General features: G+C 46.8%; 25 protein-coding genes. 10 read left to right on the forward strand and 15 right to left on the reverse strand.

Translation table 11 applies throughout. The features are described from left to right. Positions 1-54: 54 nt before the first annotated feature. Positions 55-1263, forward strand: a complete 1209-nt coding sequence (locus tag MKY75_RS22995; protein WP_340886637.1) for an MFS transporter — start codon at positions 55-57, stop codon at positions 1261-1263. Between the two features lie 178 nt (positions 1264-1441). Here MKY75_RS22995 and MKY75_RS23000 read toward each other — a convergent pair whose 3' ends face one another. Then, positions 1442-3160, reverse strand: a complete 1719-nt coding sequence (locus MKY75_RS23000; protein ID WP_340886640.1) for a glutamine--tRNA ligase/YqeY domain fusion protein — start codon at positions 3158-3160, stop codon at positions 1442-1444. Between the two features lie 168 nt (positions 3161-3328). Here MKY75_RS23000 and MKY75_RS23005 point away from each other — a divergent pair, with 168 nt between their 5' ends. Further along, entirely contained in the window at positions 3329-4054 is a 726-nt protein-coding gene (locus MKY75_RS23005; protein ID WP_069010030.1) for a copper amine oxidase, read from the forward strand. An 84-nt stretch (positions 4055-4138) separates the two neighbouring features. Further along, positions 4139-4687 carry a GNAT family N-acetyltransferase gene (locus tag MKY75_RS23010; protein ID WP_340886642.1) on the forward strand — a complete coding sequence of 183 codons (549 nt, stop codon included), beginning with the start codon at positions 4139-4141 and terminating at the stop codon, positions 4685-4687. Between the two features lie 97 nt (positions 4688-4784). Here the strand turns inward: MKY75_RS23010 and MKY75_RS23015 are convergent, their stop codons facing one another. The 13 genes from MKY75_RS23015 to MKY75_RS23075 form a co-directional block, all read right to left on the reverse strand. After that, positions 4785-5279, reverse strand: coding sequence for a GNAT family N-acetyltransferase (locus MKY75_RS23015; protein WP_069010031.1), 495 nt, complete (start codon positions 5277-5279; stop codon positions 4785-4787). A 104-nt stretch (positions 5280-5383) separates the two neighbouring features. Beyond that, complete coding sequence (locus MKY75_RS23020; RefSeq protein ID WP_165146112.1) at positions 5384-6634, reverse strand: MFS transporter; 1251 nt, start codon at positions 6632-6634, stop codon at positions 5384-5386. Between the two features lie 46 nt (positions 6635-6680). Further along, complete coding sequence (locus MKY75_RS23025) at positions 6681-8813, reverse strand: molybdopterin-containing oxidoreductase family protein (RefSeq protein ID WP_069010033.1); 2133 nt, start codon at positions 8811-8813, stop codon at positions 6681-6683. Between the two features lie 371 nt (positions 8814-9184). After that, complete coding sequence (locus MKY75_RS23030; RefSeq protein WP_340886645.1) at positions 9185-10018, reverse strand: formate/nitrite transporter family protein; 834 nt, start codon at positions 10016-10018, stop codon at positions 9185-9187. Positions 10019-10405: 387 nt separating this feature from the next. Continuing rightward, positions 10406-11767: an FAD-dependent oxidoreductase gene (locus MKY75_RS23035; RefSeq protein WP_069010035.1), complete on the reverse strand. Its 1362-nt coding sequence runs from the start codon at positions 11765-11767 to the stop codon at positions 10406-10408. 390 nt (positions 11768-12157) lie between these two features. Then, positions 12158-12634 (reverse strand): glutathione peroxidase, encoded by a 477-nt coding sequence (locus MKY75_RS23040; protein ID WP_165146103.1) that lies wholly within the window; start codon positions 12632-12634, stop codon positions 12158-12160. 87 nt (positions 12635-12721) lie between these two features. Continuing rightward, positions 12722-13525 carry a (2Fe-2S)-binding protein gene (locus MKY75_RS23045; RefSeq protein ID WP_165146100.1) on the reverse strand — a complete coding sequence of 268 codons (804 nt, stop codon included), beginning with the start codon at positions 13523-13525 and terminating at the stop codon, positions 12722-12724. A 12-nt stretch (positions 13526-13537) separates the two neighbouring features. Continuing rightward, positions 13538-14431, reverse strand: a complete 894-nt coding sequence (locus MKY75_RS23050) for an ABC transporter ATP-binding protein (RefSeq protein ID WP_165146097.1) — start codon at positions 14429-14431, stop codon at positions 13538-13540. 231 nt (positions 14432-14662) lie between these two features. After that, positions 14663-15682, reverse strand: a complete 1020-nt coding sequence (locus MKY75_RS23055; protein ID WP_029518548.1) for an LLM class flavin-dependent oxidoreductase — start codon at positions 15680-15682, stop codon at positions 14663-14665. A 104-nt stretch (positions 15683-15786) separates the two neighbouring features. Beyond that, positions 15787-16950: an AI-2E family transporter gene (locus tag MKY75_RS23060; RefSeq protein WP_250266841.1), complete on the reverse strand. Its 1164-nt coding sequence runs from the start codon at positions 16948-16950 to the stop codon at positions 15787-15789. A gap of 150 nt (positions 16951-17100) precedes the next feature. Next, positions 17101-18114 carry an LCP family protein gene (locus MKY75_RS23065; RefSeq protein ID WP_013312376.1) on the reverse strand — a complete coding sequence of 338 codons (1014 nt, stop codon included), beginning with the start codon at positions 18112-18114 and terminating at the stop codon, positions 17101-17103. A 91-nt stretch (positions 18115-18205) separates the two neighbouring features. Next, positions 18206-19108 (reverse strand): cation diffusion facilitator family transporter, encoded by a 903-nt coding sequence (locus MKY75_RS23070; protein ID WP_029518550.1) that lies wholly within the window; start codon positions 19106-19108, stop codon positions 18206-18208. Positions 19109-19264: 156 nt separating this feature from the next. Then, on the reverse strand, positions 19265-20911 hold the full coding sequence (locus MKY75_RS23075; RefSeq protein ID WP_165146088.1) for a DEAD/DEAH box helicase: 1647 nt from the start codon (positions 20909-20911) through the stop codon (positions 19265-19267). A gap of 335 nt (positions 20912-21246) precedes the next feature. Between MKY75_RS23075 and MKY75_RS23080 the strand changes: the two genes are divergently transcribed. The 7 genes from MKY75_RS23080 (at position 21247) to MKY75_RS23110 (ending at position 25356) form a co-directional block, all read left to right on the forward strand. Then, complete coding sequence (locus tag MKY75_RS23080) at positions 21247-21864, forward strand: hypothetical protein (RefSeq protein ID WP_165146085.1); 618 nt, start codon at positions 21247-21249, stop codon at positions 21862-21864. 174 nt (positions 21865-22038) lie between these two features. Beyond that, positions 22039-22548, forward strand: a complete 510-nt coding sequence (locus MKY75_RS23085; RefSeq protein ID WP_441913987.1) for an immunity 50 family protein — start codon at positions 22039-22041, stop codon at positions 22546-22548. Further along, entirely contained in the window at positions 22541-22948 is a 408-nt protein-coding gene (locus tag MKY75_RS23090; protein ID WP_069010043.1) for a hypothetical protein, read from the forward strand. The genes MKY75_RS23085 and MKY75_RS23090 overlap by 8 nt, the downstream gene beginning before the upstream one ends. Positions 22949-23126: 178 nt before the next feature. Further along, complete coding sequence (locus MKY75_RS23095; protein ID WP_069010044.1) at positions 23127-23756, forward strand: hypothetical protein; 630 nt, start codon at positions 23127-23129, stop codon at positions 23754-23756. 82 nt (positions 23757-23838) lie between these two features. After that, entirely contained in the window at positions 23839-24366 is a 528-nt protein-coding gene (locus tag MKY75_RS23100; RefSeq protein ID WP_081317503.1) for an SMI1/KNR4 family protein, read from the forward strand. Next, positions 24350-24910, forward strand: coding sequence for a hypothetical protein (locus MKY75_RS23105; protein ID WP_069010045.1), 561 nt, complete (start codon positions 24350-24352; stop codon positions 24908-24910). The genes MKY75_RS23100 and MKY75_RS23105 overlap by 17 nt, the downstream gene beginning before the upstream one ends. Positions 24911-24912: 2 nt before the next feature. Beyond that, positions 24913-25356, forward strand: coding sequence for an immunity 26/phosphotriesterase HocA family protein (locus MKY75_RS23110; RefSeq protein ID WP_069010046.1), 444 nt, complete (start codon positions 24913-24915; stop codon positions 25354-25356). Positions 25357-25417: 61 nt separating this feature from the next. Here MKY75_RS23110 and MKY75_RS23115 read toward each other — a convergent pair whose 3' ends face one another. Continuing rightward, positions 25418-25957, reverse strand: a complete 540-nt coding sequence (locus MKY75_RS23115; protein WP_029518560.1) for a hypothetical protein — start codon at positions 25955-25957, stop codon at positions 25418-25420. Between the last annotated feature and the right edge of the window lie 5 nt (positions 25958-25962).

Genomic DNA, 25962 nt, shown 5'->3' on the forward strand with positions numbered 1-25962 from the left:
CAGATCGGCATCGATGCGCAGTTCTCTATCGGGCTAAGAAAGGAATGGCTTGTCTTGCAAAAGAGAGAAATTCAAGAGACTCCTCTATATTCCTTAAAACTGTATAATTTTTTTCTATATGGAGCTATGGTCATTTTCTCCAGCTTCTTCCCGTTGTATCTGCAAGATATCGGCATGGACAAGCTGGAGATCGGGAGTCTGATGGCTATCGGACCTTTTGTATCCGTATTCGCGAACCCTTTTTGGGGCTATACAAGCGACCGGAGCCGTAACCTCCGACGTATTCTGCTATTTATGATTATAGGTACATTGTTATTGTTGCAAGCTTTATTTCATGTCCATACGTATATCATGATTTATGTGTCGATGATTGGTTTTTATTTTTTCCAAAGCCCTTTATTTGCGCAAAGCAACAGTCTAATTCTCAGCTATATTGAGGGCACAGACCGGAAATTTGGTGCATTCCGTATATGGGGCTCCTTCGGCTGGGCTGTGACAGCAGCAGTTGCCGGCATCGTTATTGACCAAACGGGGATATCCAGCATATCCACCATCTTTACGGTACTTCTTCTGGCTGCATTGATCTGCACCTTGTCGATCCCACCACTAAAAAGCTCTGTGGAGACAGCAACTATTCATTTGCGTGGCTTTGGCAGCGTTTTAATGAACGGATACTTTATATCCTTTATTTTATTGGGCATCCTTGTATCCATCCCAAATTCGATCAACAGCGCCTTTATGTCCCTGTACATCACCGAGCTGGGTGGGTCCAAACAGATGCTTGGTTTTGCTGTTTTTATGTCATCGGTATTCGAAATTATTGTATTTTTGCTGTTTGATCGCTTCTTGAAGAAAAAGATGACCGTGATGGTAGGTTGTTTGGCACTCGTCAGTTTGCTGTTTGCCTTACGGTGGGAACTGATGGCTCTGGCCACAGACCCGATTCAGATCGTGTTTATTCAGGCACTTCATTGCGTCACCTTCGGTGGATACTTCTATGTAGGCACCCAGTTGACCGTCCTATTTACCCCTGCAGCATACCGATCATCCGGACAGGCCGTATATACCTTGACCTGGAGTGGTATATCCGGTATCGTAGCAGGTTTTGCGGGAGGTTGGCTATTCCAGAACTTTGGTGGAGAAATGATGTACCATGCAGGGGTCTTTTTCGCCCTACTTGGCTCTGCGGGATTTTCCATTATGTGGTACATGCTGTACAAGAACGGTTATCAGCCAGGACTGCCAGCGGGCACAAACGAATAGAAAGTGCCCCTTAACAACACTAGAGGAATGAGGTATCCCCTCTTCCCTTCTGGCTTGTTAGCAAGTATCGCCAAATGTATAAAGAGCGTGCATGCGTAAAATAAAGGAGTCTGCCAACGGCAGACTCCTTTTCAACTGGTCGCACAAAGCTACCATCTCTCCCACACTTTCCAACAGCCTATTGCTTAGGCAATTGGAAAGAGCTTTTTAACGATACAACACGGTTAAATACAGGCTCACCCGGTTTGGAAAGCTTCGGATCGACACTGAAATAACCATGACGGAAAAATTGGAACTTGTCCTGCGATTGAGCTTCTTTCATGTTCGGCTCGACATAGCCATGAGCAATTTCCAAAGAGTTCGGATTCAATTGGTCAAGGAATGTTTTTTCTGATGCATCCTCTTCAATCTCTTCCGTGTCCTCTGCGTTAATCAAAGGCTCATACAAACGGAATTCGGCAGGAACCGCTTGAGTAGCCTCTACCCAGTGGATCGTGCCTTTCACTTTACGTCCCGTAAAGCCTGATCCGCTCTTGGTTTCTACATCATAGGTACAGTGGATTTCCGTTACATTTCCGTCTGCGTCCTTAATCACATCGTTGCATTTAATGAAGTAAGCATGCTTGAGACGTACTTCATTACCAGGGAACAAACGGAAGTATTTGCTCGGCGGATTCTCCATGAAGTCCTCACGCTCGATATAAATTTCCCGGGAAAACGGAATTTGGCGTGTACCGAGTTCCGGATTTTCCGTATTATTTTCCGCCTCCAGCATTTCAACTTGTCCTTCAGGATAGTTTGTGATAACCACCTTCAACGGATCTATGACTGCCATGGTGCGAGGTGCCTTAAGCTTCAAATCCTCACGTACAAAATGCTCCAGCACCTGCAAATCAATGACTCCGTAGGCTTTGGAAATACCTGTCTCATATACGAAGCTGCGGATGGCCTCCGGTGTATAGCCGCGACGACGTAAACCGGAAATCGTCGGCATACGAGGATCATCCCAACCATCTACGTGCTTTTCATCGACCAGAAGCTTGAGCTTACGTTTGCTGGTTACGGTTTGAGCCAGGTTCAGCCGTCCAAATTCGTATTGGTGCGGTACCTTTTCCATTTCACATTCAGCTACAACCCAATCATACAGCGGGCGTTGATCTTCGAATTCCAGCGAACAGAGCGAGTGCGTTACTCCCTCAATCGCATCTTCCAGCGGATGAGCATAGGAGTACATTGGATAGATACACCATGTGTCGCCTGTATTGTGATGTGCTGTGTGTGAAATACGGTAAATAATCGGATCACGTAAATTAATGTTTCCCGAAGCCATATCAATTTTGGCACGCAGCACCTTTTCACCATTTTGGTATTTGCCTGCACGCATCTCTTCAAACAGCTTCAGATTATCTTCCACACTGCGATCCCGATAAGGACTATTTTGCCCCGGTTCGGTCAGTGTGCCACGAGTTTCACGGATTTGGTCCGCGCTTTGATCATCCACATAAGCTTTACCCTTTTGGATCAGCAGGATGGCACGCTTGTACATTTCTTCGAAATAATTGGAGGCAAAATGTTTTTCCTCCCATTCATAACCGAGCCACTTCACGTCCTCCTGAATGGAGTTCACGTATTCCGTGTCTTCCTTCGCCGGATTGGTGTCGTCAAAACGCAGATTGGTGCGTCCTCCGAATTCATCTCCCAACGAGAAATTGATCCAGATAGCTTTGGCATGTCCAATATGCAAATATCCGTTAGGTTCAGGCGGAAATCGTGTAACAACCTCCTTTACCTTACCCGTACGTAGATCCTCTTCAATAACATTTTTAATAAAATTGGGGGGAGTGATCGGCTTCTCCACGCTAATCAACCTTTCTTCCGTATAATCTGTGTAAAACATGTTCCCTTAAATATACCCTTTCACACCGCATAACTCAATAAAATGAAAATCCTTATGCTCTCTTCAGCAAAAAAAGTGACAAGTTATGAAAAAGAGTTAACATTTTCGGCAAATAAATTCGTTATAGTGTATATATCTTTTATTTTGCCCGGAAAAGGAGACCCACCCGTGTTTAAGCTGCTCATTGTGATCCTGCTGTCTATGCTTTTGTCCTCTTCCGTCATGACTTCCGGCCATCCTTCACCGGACCCGGTGAACGGAACTGTACAATCTCGTCCACTAGCCAGCGCTTCAGAAGACTCATCCGTCCGCTTATATGCTGTTAGTCCGTCACAGGGATTATTCCATTCAGCTGTATTGGAAATCGGCCAACAACGCCACACATTCCGATGGTCGGGCTCGGCAGATATCTCCACCGCACCACAATTATATTATAGGGATGTGAATGGGGATGGTGTGCGTGAAGCCGTCGTGGTCCTCACGCGTGCCTCGGGAACGGGTGTCGAATTGCAGGAGTTGCATATTGTTAACGCACGGACGATGGAAGAATATGCAGTCGAATCGGCAGCAGATGCTGTGTCCCAGCGCGTTCACAGCTCAGTGGAGCCACGTGACCACAACCGCCAGGTTCATATTGCTGTCACGATTGACGGTGTCACACACACGATGGACCCTAAAGCATCAGTATTTTACGATGATCCAGCCCAATTTACAAAGCATCTCGATTTTAGCTCTGTCGTAATGTATGATGCCGAACAGCTTCCTCTGCAAGCCACTGTATCTGGCAGTGTATCCCCAACCGAATTTGTAGGGGATTTGGATCTGAGATATGTATACGAGCATGAACGGTTCCGGGTGGGACCTATTGAATTTGAAGCTTCCTCTCCCTTTTGACGACTCTCGCAGAATAAGGTAGCATGGGATTAAATGCTAGACTGGCTGGTTTAGCGATTTTCCGAGTGAAAGAGGGGATCAATCATGTTTACATATGCGTTGGACGAACGCACAGTCCTTCGGCCGCTCACCAAGGAGCATGTGCAGCCTCTGTTTGAGCTGATCGAAATGTCCCGTGACCGCCTGCGTCAATGGCTTCCATGGGTAGACTCTACCACGGAAATCAGCCACACAGAGCAGTTCGTGCAGGGCGCCTTGAAACAAGCCGCAGAGAACGGTAGTCTGACCGCCGGAATTTGGATAGACAACGAGCTTGCTGGCATCATCAGCTACCATGAGATCGATTGGACTCACCGCTCCGTTAGCATCGGATACTGGCTTGGACACGGGTACGAAGGACAAGGTCTAATGACCAGCGCCTGCCGCGTATTCGTTGAATATGCTTTGATGGAGCTGGACTTGCATCGGGTCGAAATCCGCTCTGCAACGACGAACCGCCGTAGCCGCGGTATTCCGGAACGTTTGGGCTTTGTGCTCGAAGGCATTGTACGCGAAGCGGAATTGCTGCCCGACGGCTACATGAACCACGCAGTGTACGGTATGCTCCAAAATGAATGGAAGCAACTTCGGTAATATTGTATTGTACAACAACGCCGCAGACCTGAGCAGGTCTGCGGCGTTGTTGGTTTAGGCCGGGCATACAACCGAATTGCTGTCTGTAGCCTCCCGCCTATTTTAAGAAATAGGCCATTAACACATCATCTACGAATTGGCCTGCTATGTAAAACTCCTCATGCAAACGTCCTTCAATCGCGAAACCACTTTTTTCATAAAACATAAGGGCTTCCGTGTTGCATGAGAGTACACGCAAACTCAACTTACGTATGCCCTCCGCAGCTGCAATATCCTTCATGGAGTTCATGAGTGCCGTCCCAATGCCTTTGCGATGATAAGCTGGATGTACAGCTATATTTATTTCGAGTACATGACAATTACTAGCCAACAGCGTTGGAGGACGAAATCCAATATACCCGCAGAGTACTTCCTGTTCGATGGCGACCAGTTGAGAGCCTGGAGGCGTATTACGCAGAAACTCCCCGCGCGACTTCCAGGACAGCGAGGCGGGAGCCGTGCGTTCATTCCATACCAATTCATCCAGCGCAATCAGATCAGGAGCATCCTTCATCTCCGAATGACGTATCGTCAAGAGTTGACTTGTAAACAATTCCTTTCAATCCTTCCTGTGAAGGCTTTCCTGAAGCAATAACTACAATCATCCGTCACTTATTGTACCATAATTACAGCATAATACTGCTTTTTTATTAGGACTTAAGAACTGGGAACATCCGCCTTGGACGTCATAGTATTCAAAGTATCCGAATGATGCCGGTAACGGTTCAACCAGCTATGCAGGACGAAAAACAGGATCGACAACACCGCTACGCCTGATGCCAGCCAAAGTGTAGGCGGTAACCCACCACCATCATACAACTTCCCCATAATATAAGGCCCCATTACCCGTCCGGCTGCGCCAATGCCCCCCACAAGCCCAATGTAAAAGGGTGCACCCCGACCTCCATGATCAGACAGGAATGCTGGAACCGCAGGTGCAATCAGCATTTCTCCCAGGGTCGCCAGAACCATAGCGAATATCATTCCAGTATAGTTCTGTGTGCCCAGCATGACAATATAAGCCGCCAAATAAAATCCTCCGGCCCATGTCATTTGCGCTGAAGCGTGATGAGCGTACAGTCGTTTTATCCAAAAAATAATGGGTTGTGCGGCAAAAATAAGGATACCATTCAGTGTCCATAGTAACCCATACATCGTTTTAGGCAAGCCCTGCTCAATAATATGGGGAGACACTCCTGTATTCCAGATCGAATTGCCGAACCATAAAAAAAGCGAGCCTAACCCCACAAAGAGATACAATCTGGTATCACGAAACAGCAAACGAGCTGGTATTTCCTCTCTTTTTTTCACGGACTTGCTGAGCTGTACTTCTCCCTCTTCCCGATCCACCCTGCTTAGATAAGACCAGAAGAATCCGGCAAATACCGCAGAAGTCACTCCGTTCATCACAAAGCTGAGCTGATAGGAAAGGTCAGCCAGAACGCCACTCAATCCCGTACCCACTGCAACCCCAATATTGTTAGCGACATAAATAATATTAAATAGCTCTCCACGACGGTCAGCGAAACGAAAACCTACAAACGCCTGAATCGCAGGTACAGATACGACATTAAAAAAGCCGATAAAGCCCATCATGATGACAAACGCTACCCAATGACCGCTGGTAAATGGAAGCGCGAGAAGTCCCAGCGCGTTCATCGCGAGTGAGCCAACAATCAGCTTCTTGGCTCCAATACGGTGATAGAGGGCTCCGCCCAACACTTGACCAAAAATTCCGCCCAGAGACTGCACTAAAATCGCAATTCCTGCATCTCCCATACTACGGTTTAGCTCGTCAAACACATACATGCTAACCAACGGCCACATCAGGGAACTTCCAGCAGAATTAATCAGGCTGGCAATGAGAAACACTTTCACTTCTTTCGGATAAGACTCCAACCATTTCATATCTTTTGTTTCTCCTTTTGCATCTGACGCCATAAAAGGCATAATCTCATTGGCGCTTCACATTCACCACCGTTGAGAAGAAAGTAGCCCCCTGTCCCATATCCGACAGCCGATCAGAGGTTAACACATTGACACGCTGTCTGCGTCCTTTGCCTTCCCACCATAATCCCTGACTAATCACTGTACCGGGCAGCATCAGATCGGTGACTTTGGCTTTCAGCTCATACGTCCCCCGATCATTCCATACGGTAACCGGCTCCCCGTCCGCGATGCCTCTTGTCTGAGCATCCTCCGGGTGAATTTGTAGCAAGGGCTCCCGCTCCAGTCGCTGATGCTTGGGCAAGTTAGCGAAAGTAGAATTCAGAAAATTATGGTTTGGCGGTGAAATAAACATTAATGGATACCGCTCGTCCGCTTGCGGTCGGTGCTCTCCGTCGTACCCTTCAATCAGTGGCACATAAGAAGGCATCGCGGGCAGACCTGCTTGTTTCATTTTTTCCGAATATAGCTCAATCTTGCCTGAAGGCGTGGTTAAACGATCCAAATAAGTGGCCTTTGGCGTCATATCAAGCTTTACAAAAGGTGACTTCTTTAAGGATTCCAAGGTCACACCGTTGAGATAAGGGTTCGTTGGATTATCAAGCGCGCCTGCGATCATCTCCTCTTCACTTTCCGTAAAGGCAGCTTCATCAAAGCCCATTGCCCGTCCGAGCAGGCTAAACAGCTCATAATTGCTTTTGCTTTCCCCAAGCGGATCAATGACGGGCTGCTGCATTTGGATATAGTGGTGCCAGTACGATTTGTATAGATCTGTTCCTTCAAAAGAAGACGCGGCAGGCAGCACAATATCTGCATAGCGGGCCGTATCGGTTAGGAATAGGTCATGAACGACTGTGAACAAATCCTCTCGTTCAAATCCTTTAGTCACCCGTTCCGAATCGGGGGCTACAACTACCGGATTACTGCAATATACGAATAACGCCTTAATCGGCTGTTCCTTCTGTAGCAGCGCTTCTCCGATCCGGTTCATGTTAATCATCCGGGCATCCGGGTTCTGTCGCAGATCAGGACGCTCCAGATGGGCGCTGTTAATCTTGGCATAAGCGCCGTTGGAGCGTGACGCTCCCCCGCCGTGCTTCAGCCATTGTCCAGTGAGCGCAGGCAAGCATGTAACCGCACGTACGTTCATACCGCCATTATCATGATGCTGAAGCCCATTACCGATATTGATATACGCTGCTCTCGCAGTTCCGTACATTTCCGCCAAACGGATAATATCCGCTTCCGGCACGCCGGTAATCCGCGAAACCCGCTCTGGTGTATAGGTCTTAACATGCTCGCGCAGTTCCTCATGACCTACTGTGTAGCGATGTAAAAATTCGTCGTCCGTCAGTCCTTGAGCGAACAGTACATTCATAACACCCAGCGCGAGCGCTGTATCCGTCCCCGGATATAACGGAATGAACCAATCCCCCCATTGCGCCGTCCGGTTACGATGAACGTCAATAACGACCACCTTAGCACCTTTTTTACGTGCTTTCTCAGCCAAAACGACCTGATGCATGTTGGTGCTAATGACATTACCACCCCACACAATAATGAGGTCTGCATCCTCCGTGTCCTCCGGGCTGGTGCCGCCCTTAAAACCCATAACGGACGCCCAGCCTTCATTCCCAGCCACGCTGCAAATCGTCTGATCCAGTTGGCTTGAACCCAGCGCATTAAAAAATCGGCGATCCATTCCATCCACACTCAATACGCCCATATTGCCATAAAAGCTGTAGGGGAGAATAGATTCCGGTCCGTCCGTACGGATCAGCTCCTTGAACCGACCTGTAATGGTATTGACCGCCTCCTCCCAGCTAATTCGTTCAAACTTCCCTTCTCCTTTGGGGCCTATACGCTTCAACGGATAGAGCACCCGATCAGGATCATATACCCGCTCCGTCATATTGCGAACTTTGTTACAAATAGCCCCTTTGGTAATGGGATGATCTGGGTTTCCAGTCACCTTGATTATCTTTCCTTTTTCCTTGTGAAGCAGGAGCCCACACGTATCCGGGCAATCTAACGGGCATACAGCCGGAAAAATACCGTCCTGCTGCTCCGTCATCCGCTGTCCCCCTTGTAAGTCTTGTTGAAGCGTGGCCTCACGAGGCGCGCTATTGCGATGATCCATAGTGTTGATGCTCCTTTCCGTTACCGTTTCCAAAAATTACACTGATCTTATCATATCCACAGCTTTGGCCGATGGCAAGAGAAGGATTTTCCCACACAGCCGCTCTCCAAAATATTAAAAAAATCCGTCTGCTGCATAGAGCAAAACGGATTTTTTAAGAATCATAATTTTTTTCAACATCCTGTTTCAGCATATCTTACTGAGGGTAAAAAAGATCAAGGCATCATGGACGAGCGCACACTCATCCTCCATGCCAAATCATGGACCACTCCCAAAAAAATCCGCCATGACAGGTTTCGTTCCCCCGGGCCTGTCATGGCGGATTTGCTTTGTTCATTGCTGTTTAAAGTACCATGATTAGGTAGGATCAATCAACGGATTGGATGTGCAACCGAAGAAGTAGTTGGAGATTCATTCACTGGATGTGCGCTGGCTTGAGGCTTTTTCAGATAGGCCAACCAGTAGGCTCCAGCCACAAACAGGCTACCTCCTACCAAATTCCCCAGCCAGACCGGAATGAAGTTCATAACATAATCTGCCCATGAAAAGTGGCCTGCAAAAATAGCCGCCGGAATGAGAAACATATTGGCAACAACGTGCTGAAATCCAATAGCCACAAAGGCCATGGTCGGGAACCAAATCCCCATAATTTTGCCGCCAATGGAGTCTGTGCTATATGCCAACCATACAGCCAGTGCTACGAGCCAGTTACATCCTATACCCGATATAAAAGACTGCAAAAAGCTTTCGTGTAGCTTATGTCCTGCCATATCCACCACTTTGTCCAGATAAGGGCCCGTTTCTGTCAAACCCAGCACATGCCCAAAGAAAAATGCAACGAATAACGCACCTGCAAAATTACTGAGCGTAATAATCGCCAAATTACGAAGCATGACTCCTGTCTTAATTCGTCCTGCCCATCTCGCCAAAGGGACCGCCATCATATTGCCGGTCAGCAATTCTCCGCCTGCGATCAAAACTAATACCAGACCAATAGGGAACACCGCAGCTCCAATAAAGGTGGCAATGCTTCCCCATTCTTTAGGCGCACTTGCAATAACACGTATATCCAGCAAAAACCCGAGTGCAATAAATGCACCTGCCAAAAATCCCAGTACCACCGCCACAGTCCACGGGTTGTTCGCCTTGGCCACTCCTGTTTCCACCGTCTTTTCAGCAATTTGCCCCGGTTTATAGCTCGCCATATATCCCCGCTCCTTTAATATCTATTCACTAAAATATTCTTCTTTCATATTTTATTTAAAATCAGTGATTAAGTTTGTGAAAAAAATCACTTTCGTAACTATAAAAAAAACAGCCCCTGAAAAAAGGACTGTTTTTCTGTATTATTACATCTACTGCGCTACTACGCGCTTTACATTTAATTGTATTCTTCCTTTTCAATTGCTCTTAAGAACCAAAGAACTCCACCGAGGCCTATCAGCGCCACGACTACAAGAAAAAGGATATAAAACAAACCCATAAGCTACTTCCCCCCTGATCCTTATGCTACTCTATATTGTACTATAAGGATTCATCCGTACGCCTCAGATTGTTGACAAACTTATGAACAATGTCACAGACAAATCTAATTATACAGTAACTGGGTTCCGTTCGGATATTGTAGGCAAAGCTTGTAAACCTGCCGCGTTCAAGAAATTCCAAGGCTTGTTATAATGCGGCTGGAAGAAGAAATCGACAAAGGCCAACTGGTCAATAGTCATATGGTTTTGAATGGCTACGGATAGCGTGTTAATGGATTGCGTCAAATCCACCTTCGACATAATTTGAGCACCCAGAATTCTCCGCGTCCCCTGTTCATATACCACTTTCAGTAACACTTTTTCGGAGGTTGGCATAAATTCAGGTCGGTAGCTGTCCTCAATGGTTACAGCTTCTACAGTCATGCCTTCATCTGTTGCCGCAGCTTCCGTCATGCCTGTTCCTGCGATATTGTCTTCGTAAATTTTGATACCCGAAGTTCCTTGGGTTCCCATGTAGGCAATGGTTGGTTGCACCAGATTACGTGCCACCAGCGTACCCATACGAACTGCGTTGGTTGCCAAAGGGATATAAGCCGTTTTGCCGGTCGGATTATAGCGAATTGCACAACTGTCGCCTGCTGCAAACACGTCCGGGCAACTACTTTGCATATAGTTATCCACAATGATCGCACCGTTAGGCAACATATCTACCTGACCTTTGAGCAGATCCGTTTGAGGTCGGAAACCGATGCAGAGAATAACAAGCTCTGTTTCATATTCTCCTTTAGAGGTCACGACTTTACTTACCTTACCGTTCGTACCCTCAAAACGACTCACCGTCTCGCCAAGTACCAGCTTAATGCCATGTTCCTTCAGGGAACTTTCAATCCGGTCTGTATACTCATGGTCCAAATACTTATTCAATATACGATCAGCACTGTCGATCAGCGTTACATTTTTACCATTCATTTGGAAAGCTTCTACCAATTCAACACCAATGTATCCAGCTCCCACGACTGTAATGTTCTGTACGTGCTGGGCTTTCTCAATGATATCATTGGAATGATTATAGTTTTTACAGAGCAAAATATGATCAAGTTCAATGCCTTCCAGCTTTGGAATAATGGGCCATGATCCCGTGGTCACAATTAGTTTATCAAATGTGTCTGTAAATTCTTCACCTGTTTGGAGATTACGGGCATGCAGGGACTTGCCAGCCGTATCCACACTCGTTACCTCATGAAGCATCTTGGTCACTACACCCAAGTCAGACAGTTGATCTGGAGACGAATAAAACAGGCCGTGCGGATCTTTGACGACACCACCTACGTACAGCGCAATACCACAAGATAAAAATGAAATATTATCATTACGCTCGTAAACGGTAATTTCTGCATCTGGATAACATTTAGCTGTGTTAACGATAGCTGCTGTGCCTGCGTGTGTACATCCGATAACTGCTACTTTCATGTTGAATTCCTCCTTGGTGTGTGGGCATAAACTGTATAATAATTGTGAATAGTTTCACGTAAACAGCTCGTTAGTGTTTGTGATTTATTTCACTTCATGCACTTATTATAGTGTGATATTTTTCACATTACAATAGCTTTTTGTGATATTCACAATTTGTCCACATTTAAAAAAGAAAGGATATACGAGATCAACTGTTTGCTGAAATGTTTTTTTGCTCCATTCAGTTTCCCCTGTAGGCGGCCTGATTATGCCCATGGAATCGACTTTCACATGATGCTCCCCCTTTAGACAAATGCACATGTAGAGAACAAAAAAAGGTCCGCTTCCCGGAGACATGCCGGAAATCAGACCTTTTTAAACATATATTTTGGAATGAAGGCAAAGCTACTATAGCAATTGCTCAATGGCTGCTTTCATCGCTTCTGGTGACTCCTTCGGTTCAAAACGACCCACAGGTACACCTTCACGATTCACAATGAATTTCGTAAAATTCCACTGAATTGTCCCATTTTCCTGTTCTCCAGGCTGTTGCTTTTTCAAATATTCAAACAGAGGCGCTGTACCCGGTCCATTGACGTCCACTTTGGCGAATACCGGGAAATTAACCCCGTAATTCAGTTGGCAAAATTCAGACGCTTCCTCGCTGCTGCCCGGCTCCTGACCGCCAAATTGGTTGCAAGGAAAGCCTAATACAACTAATCCCCGATCCTTATATTCGTCATAAAGCTTTTGCAAATCCCCATATTGCGGGGTAAGTCCGCATTTACTGGCGGTATTCGCAATAACCAGCACCTTACCAGCGTAAGTATTCAGAGAAACCTCCTGATTCGCTGGTGTTACGGCATTATGTGAATAGACAGACATACAGCATCCTCCTTCGTGTCACTTGGTTTAGGTTACATAACCTATTTTAACCAAAAGGTGACGGACATGCCAACATCCACAGAGACTTTACCGTGATGCCACCACTTCGAGTCTGCGTTCTTCGCGTTCGGAAGCGGACATTTTGGGGCAAGTATAACAATACCGCTGACCTCCACCTGTCTTGTAATATTGGCAACAGGACGGTTTCATGTAGGTATTTTCACCAGGGCGGTAAGGATTGTCCAATTCAACGAGACGAACCGTAAACGGATTTCTTTTACGCCCGAATATCTCTCCCTCAAGTTCACGTGTCACATACATATAATCTTGTTCAAAGCGCTCCACATCCTGAGGATCAGTCAACGATGGCTGTACTCTATCCTTAAAATACAGCAATGCCAACGGAAACTGTCCCCACATTTGGCCGATAGATGCGCTCCCCACTGTAGCAATTGCTTCCAATAGGGGCCGCATCTGCAAACTGTAAAAGTCTCGTAACACTTGCTGGGCCTGTTCGGAAGAACGGTGATCCCCATTGTTCCACGTATTGTCCAGCTCTGTTAAGTCGATGACCTGAAGACTAATAGAGGGATATTGACCTTCATAACAAATATGAAATCTGAGATTAGAAACGGACAGGTCCCAACGGCGTTCACACAGGGATACCATAAAATGCTGCGCAAACACGAGGCCACGCAACTGGTTCACAAAATAAACGGCTGCGGTTAAAACGTCTTCAGCACGCAGAAGATCGCCGTAATACTCCATCACAGAGCGGATCTTATCTGGTTCAAGCCATTCGGCCACTGGCCCGGAATATACTGCATCCTCCGGCGTGACTCTCACTATGTTTGCTAGTTGCTCAAGCTGATCGTAATCCAGTGGTTTCATGGTATGTCCCCTTTAACCTCTTGCCGCTACTTGTGCTCTAGCATCACGTCGCTCAGCAACAGAACCCACAGGTTGCTTATCTTCCACATTCATATCTTTTATGGCTTGGCTTACCGCAGGCTGTCCAGCCAAAGCATACGGAAGACAGAGCGGTACACCTGTACGAGGATCTGTTACAATATCAGCCTCAATCCCGAACACTTCACGCAGCACATCAGGGGACATAACCTCAGTTGGAGTTCCTACCGCCTCAGCTTTCCCTTTTTTGATTGCAATCATATGCTGAGCATACCGGGCCGCATGGTTCAAATCATGCACGACCATAACAATGGTGCGCTCCTCCGAAGTATTTAGATACTCCAGCAAATGCAGCACTTCCAGTTGATGCGCCATATCTAAAAATGTCGTCGGCTCATCCAGAAACAAAATATCCGTATCCTGCGCAAGTGCCATAGCAATCCAGGCACGCTGACGCTGACCGCCAGAAAGCTGATCAATCGGACGATCGTGGAACTCGCTCATTCCCGTTACTTGAATGGCCCACTCTACCATTTTGCGATCTTCCGCTTTCATGGAACCAAAACCTTTTTGATAAGGAAAACGTCCGTAAGATACCAGTTCCGTCACGGTTAACCCTTCCGGTGCAGTCGGATTTTGCGGCAAAATAGCCAGCTGCTTAGCTACTTCCCGGGTGGATTGCTTATGAATGGATTTACCGTCAAGCAGAACACTGCCGCCCTTAGGATTCATGATGCGAGCCATCGTCTTCAGAATAGTGGACTTGCCAGAACCATTTGCGCCCACCAAGGCTGTGATTTTCCCTTGCGGTATTTCTACGTTCAGATCTTCTACAATCAATCGATCTTCATAAGCAATATCCAGATTTGCCGTTTTCAGACGAAACATGTGGAATCATCCCTTTCCCTTATCCAATATATATAGTCACGGGCTTAACGCACGACTTTCATCAAAACTTCATTCTATCTTTATATAATAAAGATATTGATAATCATTATCAAGTGTTAACTGGTTTATTTCCTATATCATACAGTGCATATCATCCAATATTTCCTCAAAAAATTCAAAAAAAGATCACAGCTCCTCGAAGCTGTGATCTTTCAAATCCGGCGAATTGCATTATGACTGTACAGAAGACAGTCCAAATGCTTCGGCCATGAGACGTATAGATTTCATTTTGGCATCAAAGTCATGAATAATGCTCGCAACCATGATCTCCTGTGCATTATAGTCCTTACTTAATTGCTCAATCTGACGCTTCACCTGTTCGGGCGAACCGACCACCATACGTTTGCGATTCTCACGTATCCGCATCCGGTCAAACGGCGTATACGGATACGCCAGTGCCTTTTCCACGGAAGGTGTTCCAGCGGAGCGCATTCCCTGCTCTAATAGTACAAGAGATAAGTCCATGCTGGAAGCCAAGCGATTGGCCTCCTCTTCGGTATCCGCACAGATCGCAAATACGGCAACAAGCGAACGTGGTTGGTCACTATGCTGGGAAGGCTGGAAGCTTTCCTGGTATTCCTTCATAGCCCCTGTGCCGCCTTCACCATTAATGAACTGCGCAAACGCAAAGCCCACGCCACGCTCGGCTGCCAGACCTGCGCTATCACCACTGGAGCCGAGCAACCACATTTCCGGTACAGTTTCTATAAGCGGCATCGCCTGTAGCGAACCGAAACGGTGATTATTGCCTGTGCTGTCATGTAAATAAGCTAACAGGTCATCCAACTGCTCAGGGTATAGATCTACACCACCTCGCATTTTGCCTTCTTGCAGGGCTCTGGTAGCAATGGGCATTCCTCCAGGCGCCCGTCCCAGACCTAAATCAATGCGTCCCGGATACAATCCCTCCAACACACGAAAGTTTTCCGCTACTTTATAAGCGCTGTAATGAGGCAGCATCACCCCACCCGACCCCACTCGAATGGCCCGAGTACGGGCGGCCAGATGTGAAATCAGTACCTCCGGGCTGGACCCAGCGAGATTTGCTGCAGAATGATGCTCTGATACCCAAAAGCGATGATAACCCAAGCGTTCCGCCTCTATAGCAAGCTCAGCGGTCTTTTGTAATGCCTGCGCATGCGTCATGCCTTCCGATACCGGAGATTGGTCAAGAATGCTGAGTTTTATCATAAAAGTCTGACCTTTCTATTTGGGAATAAGGATAGGCATTAATTATAGCACGCGTAGCCACAGTTACCCAAGAGGGGCCCCTATCAATTTTATAGTGGAAAAGTTTATTTTTCGTAAAGACTTGCGTTCCCTTTATCCGCCTCATAGAGATGCGAACGCTTTTTAAAGAAACTATACAAATGTGTAACGATTACTTTCAAGACAGCATACCCCGGAACCGCCAGTACAATTCCCACCACACCAAACAAATTGCCTGCGGTCAGAATAACGAAGATAATCGTGATCGGATGTACCCGAAGAGATTTGCCCATAATTTGTGGAGAAATTAATTTACCCTCAATGAGCTGTACGACTGTCCACACGATAACCATCTTGAGCAGCATAATCGGTGAGGTAACCAAGGCTACAATTAACGCAGGTGTAATGGCAATGACGGGACCTAAGTAGGGGACAACGCTCGTAAAGGATGCAATGACTGCAAGCGTCAAAGAGTAGTCTAATCCAATGATTAGGTAACCAATATACAACAGCGCCCCAATACAGAAGCTGACAATAATCTGCCCACGAATATAGGAACTGACCTGATGATTCATCTCGGTCATAATGCGATCTGTTTCTTTACGAAACATAGGCGGGAGCATTTTCAGGATAAACTGTGGTAGCTTGTGTCCATCTTTTAGCAAGTAGAACAGAATAAATGGAACCGTGGCAATCGCAAGTACCGTTTCTGTAACCACGCCCAAAAAGCTGCCCACACCCGTCCATGCATTATTAATAAAGCTAGATAACTTTTCAGAAGCTTTGGAGGCCAGCTCTGATGGATTAATTTGAATCGTGTTCTGGAACTGGTTTACAAAATCGCTGCCGATCAGTTTCTCGAATTGTCGTTGTACTTGCTCGCTATAGTCAGGAAAATTTTGGATAAGACCCTGTATTTGATCACGGATCACAGGTACCACCGATGTAACCACAATCGCAATAACTCCTATAATGAGCAAAAACAATACAACAATGGAGTATACTCGTTTCACCTTGTTACGCTCCAGTACATCAACCAACGGATTGAACAGATAGTACAACACGCCGGATAAAATGACAGGGAGAATGATCGTTTTTAACAGCACCATGACAGGTGTGAATATGTATGAAATTTTGGTAAGCACCAAGATATTCAAGCCGATCAGCAGCAGTACCAGCAGGAATAACACAAACTTGTTGTTCAGAAAAAACTTCTTGAATCGGTCTTTCCATGCCGGAGTTATTTCCACACCACATTCCCCTTCTCTTTACACAAATGAGTATACGTTCTTCATAGATACGATATATTTTTGGAACAAAATATACAAGGTTATACCCAAATAAACACAAAAGCAAACAAAGTTGTACGTCATCGTACGAACTTCGCTTGCTTTCGAGGGTTATGGAGTATCATTTATCGTGGTTGCAGCATCCACCGTCGTGGTCACAGGTTTGTTCTCCTGTTCAAAAAGATTCTGTATGAAGCGCTTGAGCTTTCTTTCGTCTACACCCAATACCTGCGCACCCTTAATGGTTTCCCCGCGCACCAATTCATTCGGCGGGATTTGCTGCTTCGCTACTGTTGTTGCATCGATATTAAAGCCCAATGAAGCCAATTGCAGCATTTCCGTAGTACTCAGATTCGTTTCAATATAAGGAGAAATGCTATTTAAAATACTCGGCAGTTTGATTAGAGATGAGGTTGACTGAATTTTACCGCCAAGCTCAGTAATGAATTTGCGTTGCCGCTCCGTACGCGTAAAATCGGAAGTCGCATCATGACGGAAGCGTACATATTGCAAGGCTGTTTTACCGTCCATGTGCTGCATTCCCTTTTTCAAATCAATATCAAACTGGTGTTTATCCGCCTTGGAGGTATAATGCATATCTTTTTCGACATCCAGGTCAATACCACCCACAGAATCAACCAGCGCAATAAAACCATTGAAATCAGTATATACATAATATTGAATTGGTATGCCCAGCAGGTCGCTCACGGTCTGTCTGGTCAAATCCGGTCCCCCGTAGGAAAAGGCAGCATTCAATCGACTTTGCCCATGACCTGGGATATTGACGTAGGTATCACGAAGAATCGACATCAGTGTAGCCTTTTTCGTAACCGGATCAATAGAAGCAACCATAACGGAGTCAGAACGCCCTGAATCCTCTCCACGGGAGTCGCCGCCTAGCAGCAGAATATTCACTCTTTCTGTCCCATCCCATTCCGGTGGGAGCGATACCTCTACAGGTTGTACATTGGTTTGAGTTTGTGCCTGCGGTTTGAATTTCGAATCCTGTCCGGAAGCAACTGAAATTTGATTCGTAAAATGATATATAGAATACGTATAATATCCGCCCACTAAAAGAACCGCCGCAGTCACAGAAATGCCTAACCATTTTAAAAATTTTCGCATATTTTCGGGTAACCTCGCTTTTATTCATCATCGTTCGGCTTTTAAAAGCATACCCTTCCTGCAAGTTATCTGTCAATTCGCGCCGTCTGTTCTAGTGGTCGTCCGCATACCATGGATTCAAATGGACAAGCACCTCATAAACCCGCGGTTCCCGCTTCATGACAGCCCCCTTAATCAGTCGAATAATATCGTGTCCCTGCTGAATCGTCAAAGAGGCATCCACTGAAGCGCGGATATCCACGATAATATAATGGCCGTGCTCACGGGCACGGATACGGTCAATACGTTGAACCTCGGCTACACTCAGTGCGGCTGCGGCGTAGCTCTCAATTTCCTCCGTTGCAATCGCCTTTTCCATAAGCACATCTATGGATTCACGGCCCATTTCCCACGCCAATTTCAGAACTAGCAATGCCACTACGAATCCCGCAATAGGGTCACCGTAAGATAAGATTGAAATGCCCCAGTGCTCCCCAATCAGCCCCAATCCGATACCCAGTACAGCAGCCCCAGAGGCGTACACATCAGCGAGATGATCTTTTGCCGTTGCAATAAGACCCTGACTATTGGCCGCTCTCCCGATACGAATCGTGTAGATATACAGCCACTGTTTCCAGAGCAAGGAAATAATGGCGGCCACCAATGCCAGTATATGCTCCTGTGGCATCGGTTCGAACAGTGCTGCAATCGAATGATAGCCGATGAATATACCCGCTCCAAACAATATGACCGCCACCACGCTTGCACCGATCACTTCTGCCTTGCCGTGACCATAAGGATGGTCCTCATCCGGCGGCTGGCTAGATATGCGCATCGCCCCCAGTGCCGTTGCAGAGGCAATCACGTCCCCAGCATTATGCACACCATCGGCTACCAGCACCTTGCTGTTGAACATAAGTCCTGTAATAATCTTAATGCCGGTTAATAGGATGTTGCTAATCAGGCTGATCCATGCTGAGACCATGGCGCGCTTGCCCATATCCTGTTCCTGCATGATGTATAACCCCTCCAAATTTATCTTTTGAATTATCTTATGGCGCTGCTCTTTCAGCGGTATGGATGAAGATTACAATAGCCCCGGAAGATGAGCCTCCCCGGGGCTATTATGATAACCATAGTGGAGCATTCTATGAGAATACTCCTATTTTATCTATCTGGACCGTCCGCGACGGCCTCCTTGTCCTTGACCACCACGCGGGCCGCCTTTGGCTTGTCCACCGCGGCCACCTTGGCCTCCGCGCGCAGAACCACTGCTGCTGCGGTCATACCCACCGCGCTCGCTGCTTTGTCCTGCCGAGCGACCTTGGCCTCCTCGTGCGGAACCGCCGCTGCTGCGGTCATATCCACCGCGCTCGCTGCTTTGCCCTGCCGAGCGACCTTGGCCTCCTCGTGCAGAACCGCCGCTACTACGGTCATACCCGCCACGCTCGCTGCTTTGTCCCGCCGAGCGACCTTGGCCTCCTCGTGCGGAACCGCTGCTGCGGTCATATCCGCTGCGCTCGTTACTGCCGCGGCTAGAGCGACGTTCGCCGCCTGCACTGTCACGACGGCCCGCCTGTTCGCGGCCGCTGCCCCGGCGTCCACCGCCGGAGTCGTTGCCACCGTAGGAACGGCGGTCGTTTCTGCCCGAACGGCGTTCTCGACCCTGCCGATCAGCCGTATCGGAAGCAGGTCTACGCTGTCCGCCGCCCTCACTGCTGGTGAATGTGACACCAGCAACTTTCTGGATGTTCCGAAGCTCCGGAATATCCCTTGGCGTAGCGAGCGTCACCGCCACACCTTTGCCTCCGGCACGGCCGGTACGCCCGATGCGGTGGATGTAGCCTTCGGCATCCTGCGGCATGTCGTAGTTGAAGACATGCGTGACGCCTTCTACATCCAGGCCGCGTGCGGCTACATCAGTCGCTACGAGCAATTGGAGTTTCGCTTCACGGAACGCCTTCATCACTTGCTCCCGCTTGTTCTGGGACAAATCCCCGTGAAGCTCACCGCTCTGAAAGCCCATTTCTTGCAGCTCTTCGTTCAGTTTGGCAGCCCGGCGCTTCGTACGGCAGAAAATAACAGCCAAGTACGGACGATCCGTATTCAGCATATCCACCAATGCCTGTTGCTTACCACGGTCTGTTGTTTGCACAACGACCTGACGGATTTGACTCACCGGAACGGAAGAAGCGGATTTCACTTTGACATCTACAGGTTCGTTCATATATACACGAGCCAGTTTGCGAATACCGGCTGGCATCGTAGCGGAGAACAGCATCGTCTGTCTCCGGTAAGGAACTTCCTGAAGAATCGTCTCCACATCGTTCAAAAAGCCCATGTGTAACATTTGATCGGCTTCATCCAGGACCAGCATTTTAATGCCGCCTAGATCCAGCGTGCCACGTCTCAGGTGATCCAGCAGTCGCCCAGGTGTCCCAATAATCAGTTGTGCGCCACCTTTCAGTTTACGAAGCTGACGCTCCACGTCCTGTCCTCCGTAAACAGCTAGTAGAGATAAACTCGGCTCCGCAGCAGCCAAGCATTTAGCTTCCTCTGTAATCTGGAGTGCCAATTCACGCGTAGGTGCAATCACAAGCGCCTGCGGGTGCCGCTTGTCCAAATTCAGCTTTTGTAAAATCGGCAGTAAAAACGCAAGCGTCTTCCCTGTCCCCGTATGTGCCTCGGCAATCACATCCTGACCTTCCATCAACAGTGGAATGGACTCCTGCTGTACAGGTGTTGGCGCTGAGATACCCTGCTCTTTCAAGGCTTCTACCCAATGTTGCTCCACACCTAATGCTGTAAAATTCTTCAAGTTGTATTCACTTCCCTTATCTGTATTCAATATGTGTCACGTAAAATAGGTTCATGTGCCATATGACATCTATCGTTCCATAGTTCAGAATTCCCATTTTTGTATCGGTTCTCATTCTCCCCTTTTCAGGAAGGGAGCATATCCGTTATCGTTGAATCTGTTCATGTAACTCAACATACGGCCGCAAGGCGGCTCAGGCCGTTCCATATATGACTTTCCTAGTATACGCGAAGTTGAACTGGTTTCCAAACGATTTTAATGAACAGGACCACAGTCTATATAAAAGGTGAATTCGATCTTCATGTCATATATTATGGTATAAGAATTGGTAATTCATGAATAAAGGATGGATGCTTGTGGTTAACAACTTGCATTATAATTTTATAATGGCCGGTTCCTTGTCGGAGAAGCACACTTTGTTTGCTGAAGAGTGCTTTGCTAACCTGTTCGATTGTTTTGAAACGTTCCTGAATATATCAGGAATCCGCAATACCCGTGTGTCTATCTATCAATCCACGAAAGCCAAACACGGTAAGATTCGCTGGGACAAGCAGGAGTTGCTTCGTATTGTAACCAATGATGAATTGACTCCTTTGATGCTGGTTATAGAGGCGCCTAGTATCAAATCGTCCTATAACAAAGGGACGACGCCGGAAGTGTACATTCTTTTGTCCAATGACCCCATGTCCCAATCATCCAATAATTGCGGCATACTCGTTTCGATCCGTCAGGACGTTTATGAACGTATCGACCAAACAATCGTCGAAGACGTTATGATGCAGCTCAGCCAGTGGATAAAGGCAAACAAAATGTTACATAGCTCGCGCAACTTTTATGCTGGCAGTAAAGCACGCGCCATTATGGATATTCTTCCATTTATGCTCGAACAGGATACCCCGGATATGAAGTATGTTTTTCAATCGTGGACTCCGTTCCCTTTACCACACACTTAAACAATCCGTCATACTATTAACCCCAGGAGGCTGCAATTTATGCAAATTCAAGTTCAAAAGGTTGAAAAAAAAGAGAACGAATATCTCATTCATTATCAAGCCGGGGGAGCGTTGCCGTTCGTTCCGCATGATATTGTTCTGATCCATGGCAAACAGTATTTTATAGGCACGATTTTGAAAGTAGAGCCGGAACAGGCCCTTGTCCGTATTAATCCGGAATATGAAGACCAACTGGCAGGGTCCATCGGACTGGAGCTGGCTTTCTCTCCAACTGTTTCTATTCAAGGTGCAGACAGCATTGTCGAAAAGCTTGGCTATTTCCCTCCCTTTCATTATGACCGAATTACAGCTGCTAATATGACGAAAGACCAGATTACGCTGACGATTGAGCTATCCTACGCTAGCGTGCTTGTCCCTAAATCACCGGATCTGGAGCCTTCAACTGAGGCACCTGTAATCCCTGAAGCTCCAGCAAAAGACGTCCCACGCTATGCAGTAACTTTTACATTTCTGGAAACTAAAGAGCATGTATTAAGCCCTGTAGAAACAGAAAATATCATTTTGCAACTTGACTTCCGTTATGAAGAGGCTGATATGGTCGTTGACATCGATGCCTTGTCGGGGCTGTCAGGCAGCTTTCTGTGCAGAGGCATCCGTGCAGAGATTACGGAACTTCATGAATAAACAAGAAGCCCGTGAGCTGTTGCGCTGTCATTCTTTTATCCATGATGATCTGGAGCATCCCAAAATGCGAAGCGGATTTTTAGGGATGCTTCGCCCCTTCCAAGGCGAACTGATCGAGGACAATTTTCATGAACTCATGACTATCATTGAAGTTCTGGCAGATGAGTTGGAGAAACCATCCATAGAACGAGAGTTGATTGCCGCACTGTGGGGGATTTGCCAATATACACGGGCATGGGCGTTGCATCCTGATGGTATGCTGCAGCGAAATCATCTGCTGACCGTAGAGCAGATCAACACCCTCGACGATTGGATTGATACAATCTCCTATGCGGTTATGGTGCTGCTGGAGGGTGGCGGACCGGAAGAAGCTTTATCGAGCTACAGACATGAGAGTTGATCCGTAGTGATACATATATCTTAGTCAAGGGGGCCGCTTTTGCATTGCTTCGCGCACATAAAAGCATGCCTTTCGCACAACATGCTCTGAAACAATTAGTAGAGCATGAGGAATTCCGTGTATCTGCCAAACGGGAGCTTTCCACATAATCGACAACCAAAGGAGAATCACTCTACTTATGCGTGTAAGAATATTTATATTCATATTAATTATCGGAATTATATGTGTGCCTGCGTATTTTATTATGAGCAGCTTTGGATTATTTCAAAATGAAAAGGTGCTTGTACATTACAAGCTTGCCATTGAGGTAAAGGATAAAAAGTATGATGCCTGGCCTTTAATCAGTAGCTATGCCGCTATAGATAAAAGAGGGGACAGTCGTCAGCTCTACTACCAGGCGGAGGGCTCAGGCTTAGAGTATCTGTTTCAGCTAGCCTATGGACAATATGAACTCCGAACCTCCAAGGAAAATCCTTTCCTCGACGGGGGAATCCACTACACCATGGACCACCCTGAGTATGTGCGTGAGGAAAAGCAGTATGAGAATGCTAACGACTACACGGAATTAACCCATTTTTATAATCAGCATGAACGGATGATTTATACCTATAATCCCGAAGCCAAGCTCGATAAAACATACGTCCGTTCCATCATCACCGCTGGGATGACTCGCACAACTGGTAATTCAAGCCGTCCGGTTAAGGATGACTATATCAATATCAGTAAGCTGTTTAAGGATAAGCTGGGAGTGAATGTGAAGGTAGATGTGGATGAGAACAACAAAATCGTTACCTTATCGATGACATGATTTCACAGTGATGCACCGCTGCGTCGTCTCATTTCCAAAAAAGAGATCTATGGTTTACTAGAATCAAGGGGGCTGGTTGTTGATGTCATTCGCAATTGAATCAGGGCTTTTGCCTGCCCAGATCGCAGCATTGGAGGAACAGATACAGCGTATATTGCCCGCTGGCTATAAACGTTTTCTTTCACAATATAACGGATTTTATGTAGCCGCCCCTTTTTATTGCAATGTGCCCTTCGATCGAGTGGATAACGGAGACATTGATTTGACTTGTTTTTTCGGATATGAGGTATCCAACAAAAATCATGACCTTCTAGCGATTAATGATGAATTTCTGGATGAAATCAATCATGTCGAGAGCGCTTTGTTGATTGGTGCAGATGCGGGCGACAATTTTTACGTTCTGACATGTAAGCAATACACCCCGTATGTGTACTACTGGGACCGCACACATCTTCATGCTTATGATGACAAACTGAACTATGATATTGCAGAGCAGGACGAATGCGGACATTTGTATCTGGTGGCAACAGACTTTACAACGTTTTTTAATCAGGTAATTGAACGACTCAACGAGCAGAAAGGAAGGCCTAATGATGACAGAAATACATAATGCTAAGCAGGGACCGGCTTATTTGGAGGGTTGGGTTGTACCCGAAAACCCCGAGGCATGGGTCGAGCAGGAGTGGACAGGTACGCTTCGTTCACAGGCAGGACATACGAAATTCCACATTTTTTATTACGGAGAACTTATGGACGAGCTGATCACTGGTACTGAATTTGCACCCCAACTCATTATTGCAGAAGATGCAGTCACAGGTGAACAGATCGTGATTTTTGACGGAACCCGCCATGGTTACGATGCTCTGCTATGCGAAGTTTATACCAAGGAGCAGCAGAACAATCGCACTCCCCTGCTGCCCTATCTGGACGAAGATGGTGAAGATACTTTCGAGGTAAGCGTAACTGCCTTTTATAATGTTGATTGGGATGACGAGTTTGCAGACGATGTAGATGAGAATGGGCAGTTAGAGCTGATCAATGGCGAACGATGCGATTTTGAAGATGCGAAGCGGAACGGCTATGATGCGATCAGCATTACGATTACCAGCGCTAAAGGTCTAAAAACAGAGATCCTTCAGGAAGAGCTGGCCTGACGATGGTGTTCAAAAGAATCAAACATCAGGAAGGCGATATTTTTGTTATCCCCCTGCATGACGGCCGATTTGCGGTATGTCAGGTGATCTGCGCACTGTATGGTAGATTCAAAAAAGCGTTCTCCTTCGGGGTTCTATCCATAGGCCAGAATCAAGCGTACGAGGGAGAAACGACATATCTTCCGTTCACAAATTATCGCGGCCGATTTGAAGTTATATTCACCGCCACCCAAAATCTGACGAAAGGAGTATGGCCCATTATCGATCATCGCCCTCTTTCCGAGGAACAACAGCAGCTAAAATATTTTAATTGCGCGGGCCATCTATACTGTGGGGATGAATATATACGCAATCTGGAACTGGAAGAATATAATCAATATACGGTAATGGGCGTGGCTGGATATGAGTTGGTACAGCAATATTTAGCCCAATATGATGACCGCTAGGAAGAATAGCAGCACAAATAACCACCTTGAAGTTTGAATGCCAAGGTGGTTATTTGACCTGTTAAAAGGGTTCAAACGTATATGGGAATGATGTACGCTCTGTCCCCAATACCGACTTCACGCGCTCTTCATCCACCAACGCTTCGACGAGGCTATACAAATCCGAGGCTGCATACCGAAAATTACCCCATGTGCGCAGATTCAAAGCATAGATTGGGAATTCCCCCCGTTCATCAGGCGATTGAATATCCCAGATCAGCAAGTCATCCTCTTCACTGGAAGCGAAAGGGACCGCATGCTCCAAAAGCTCCGGAAAACCATCTGGCTCCAGCGCCGCTTCTTGTAAAACCTCTTCTGATTCCAGCAAATCATCAAACCAAGCCCGCCAATCATGATAACGATGAAGCCATGAATCCGGGTGATCGCCAAGAGGAATATGAATGTTCCATAAGCCGCATAGTCGCCCGTAACCAAGAGTTTTGACATAATCTATATAAGAAGGCGGAAAGCCCATACCATTTTCAAAACGATGCTCTATTAGAAAAGCCTCATCATAGTAAGCCTGGAATTGCGGACGCTGTAGTCCTGTAAAAATGCTCATGCTCG

The sequence above is a fragment of the Paenibacillus sp. FSL L8-0663 genome, assembly GCF_038008125.1.
Lineage (GTDB): Bacteria > Bacillota > Bacilli > Paenibacillales > Paenibacillaceae > Paenibacillus > Paenibacillus polymyxa_D.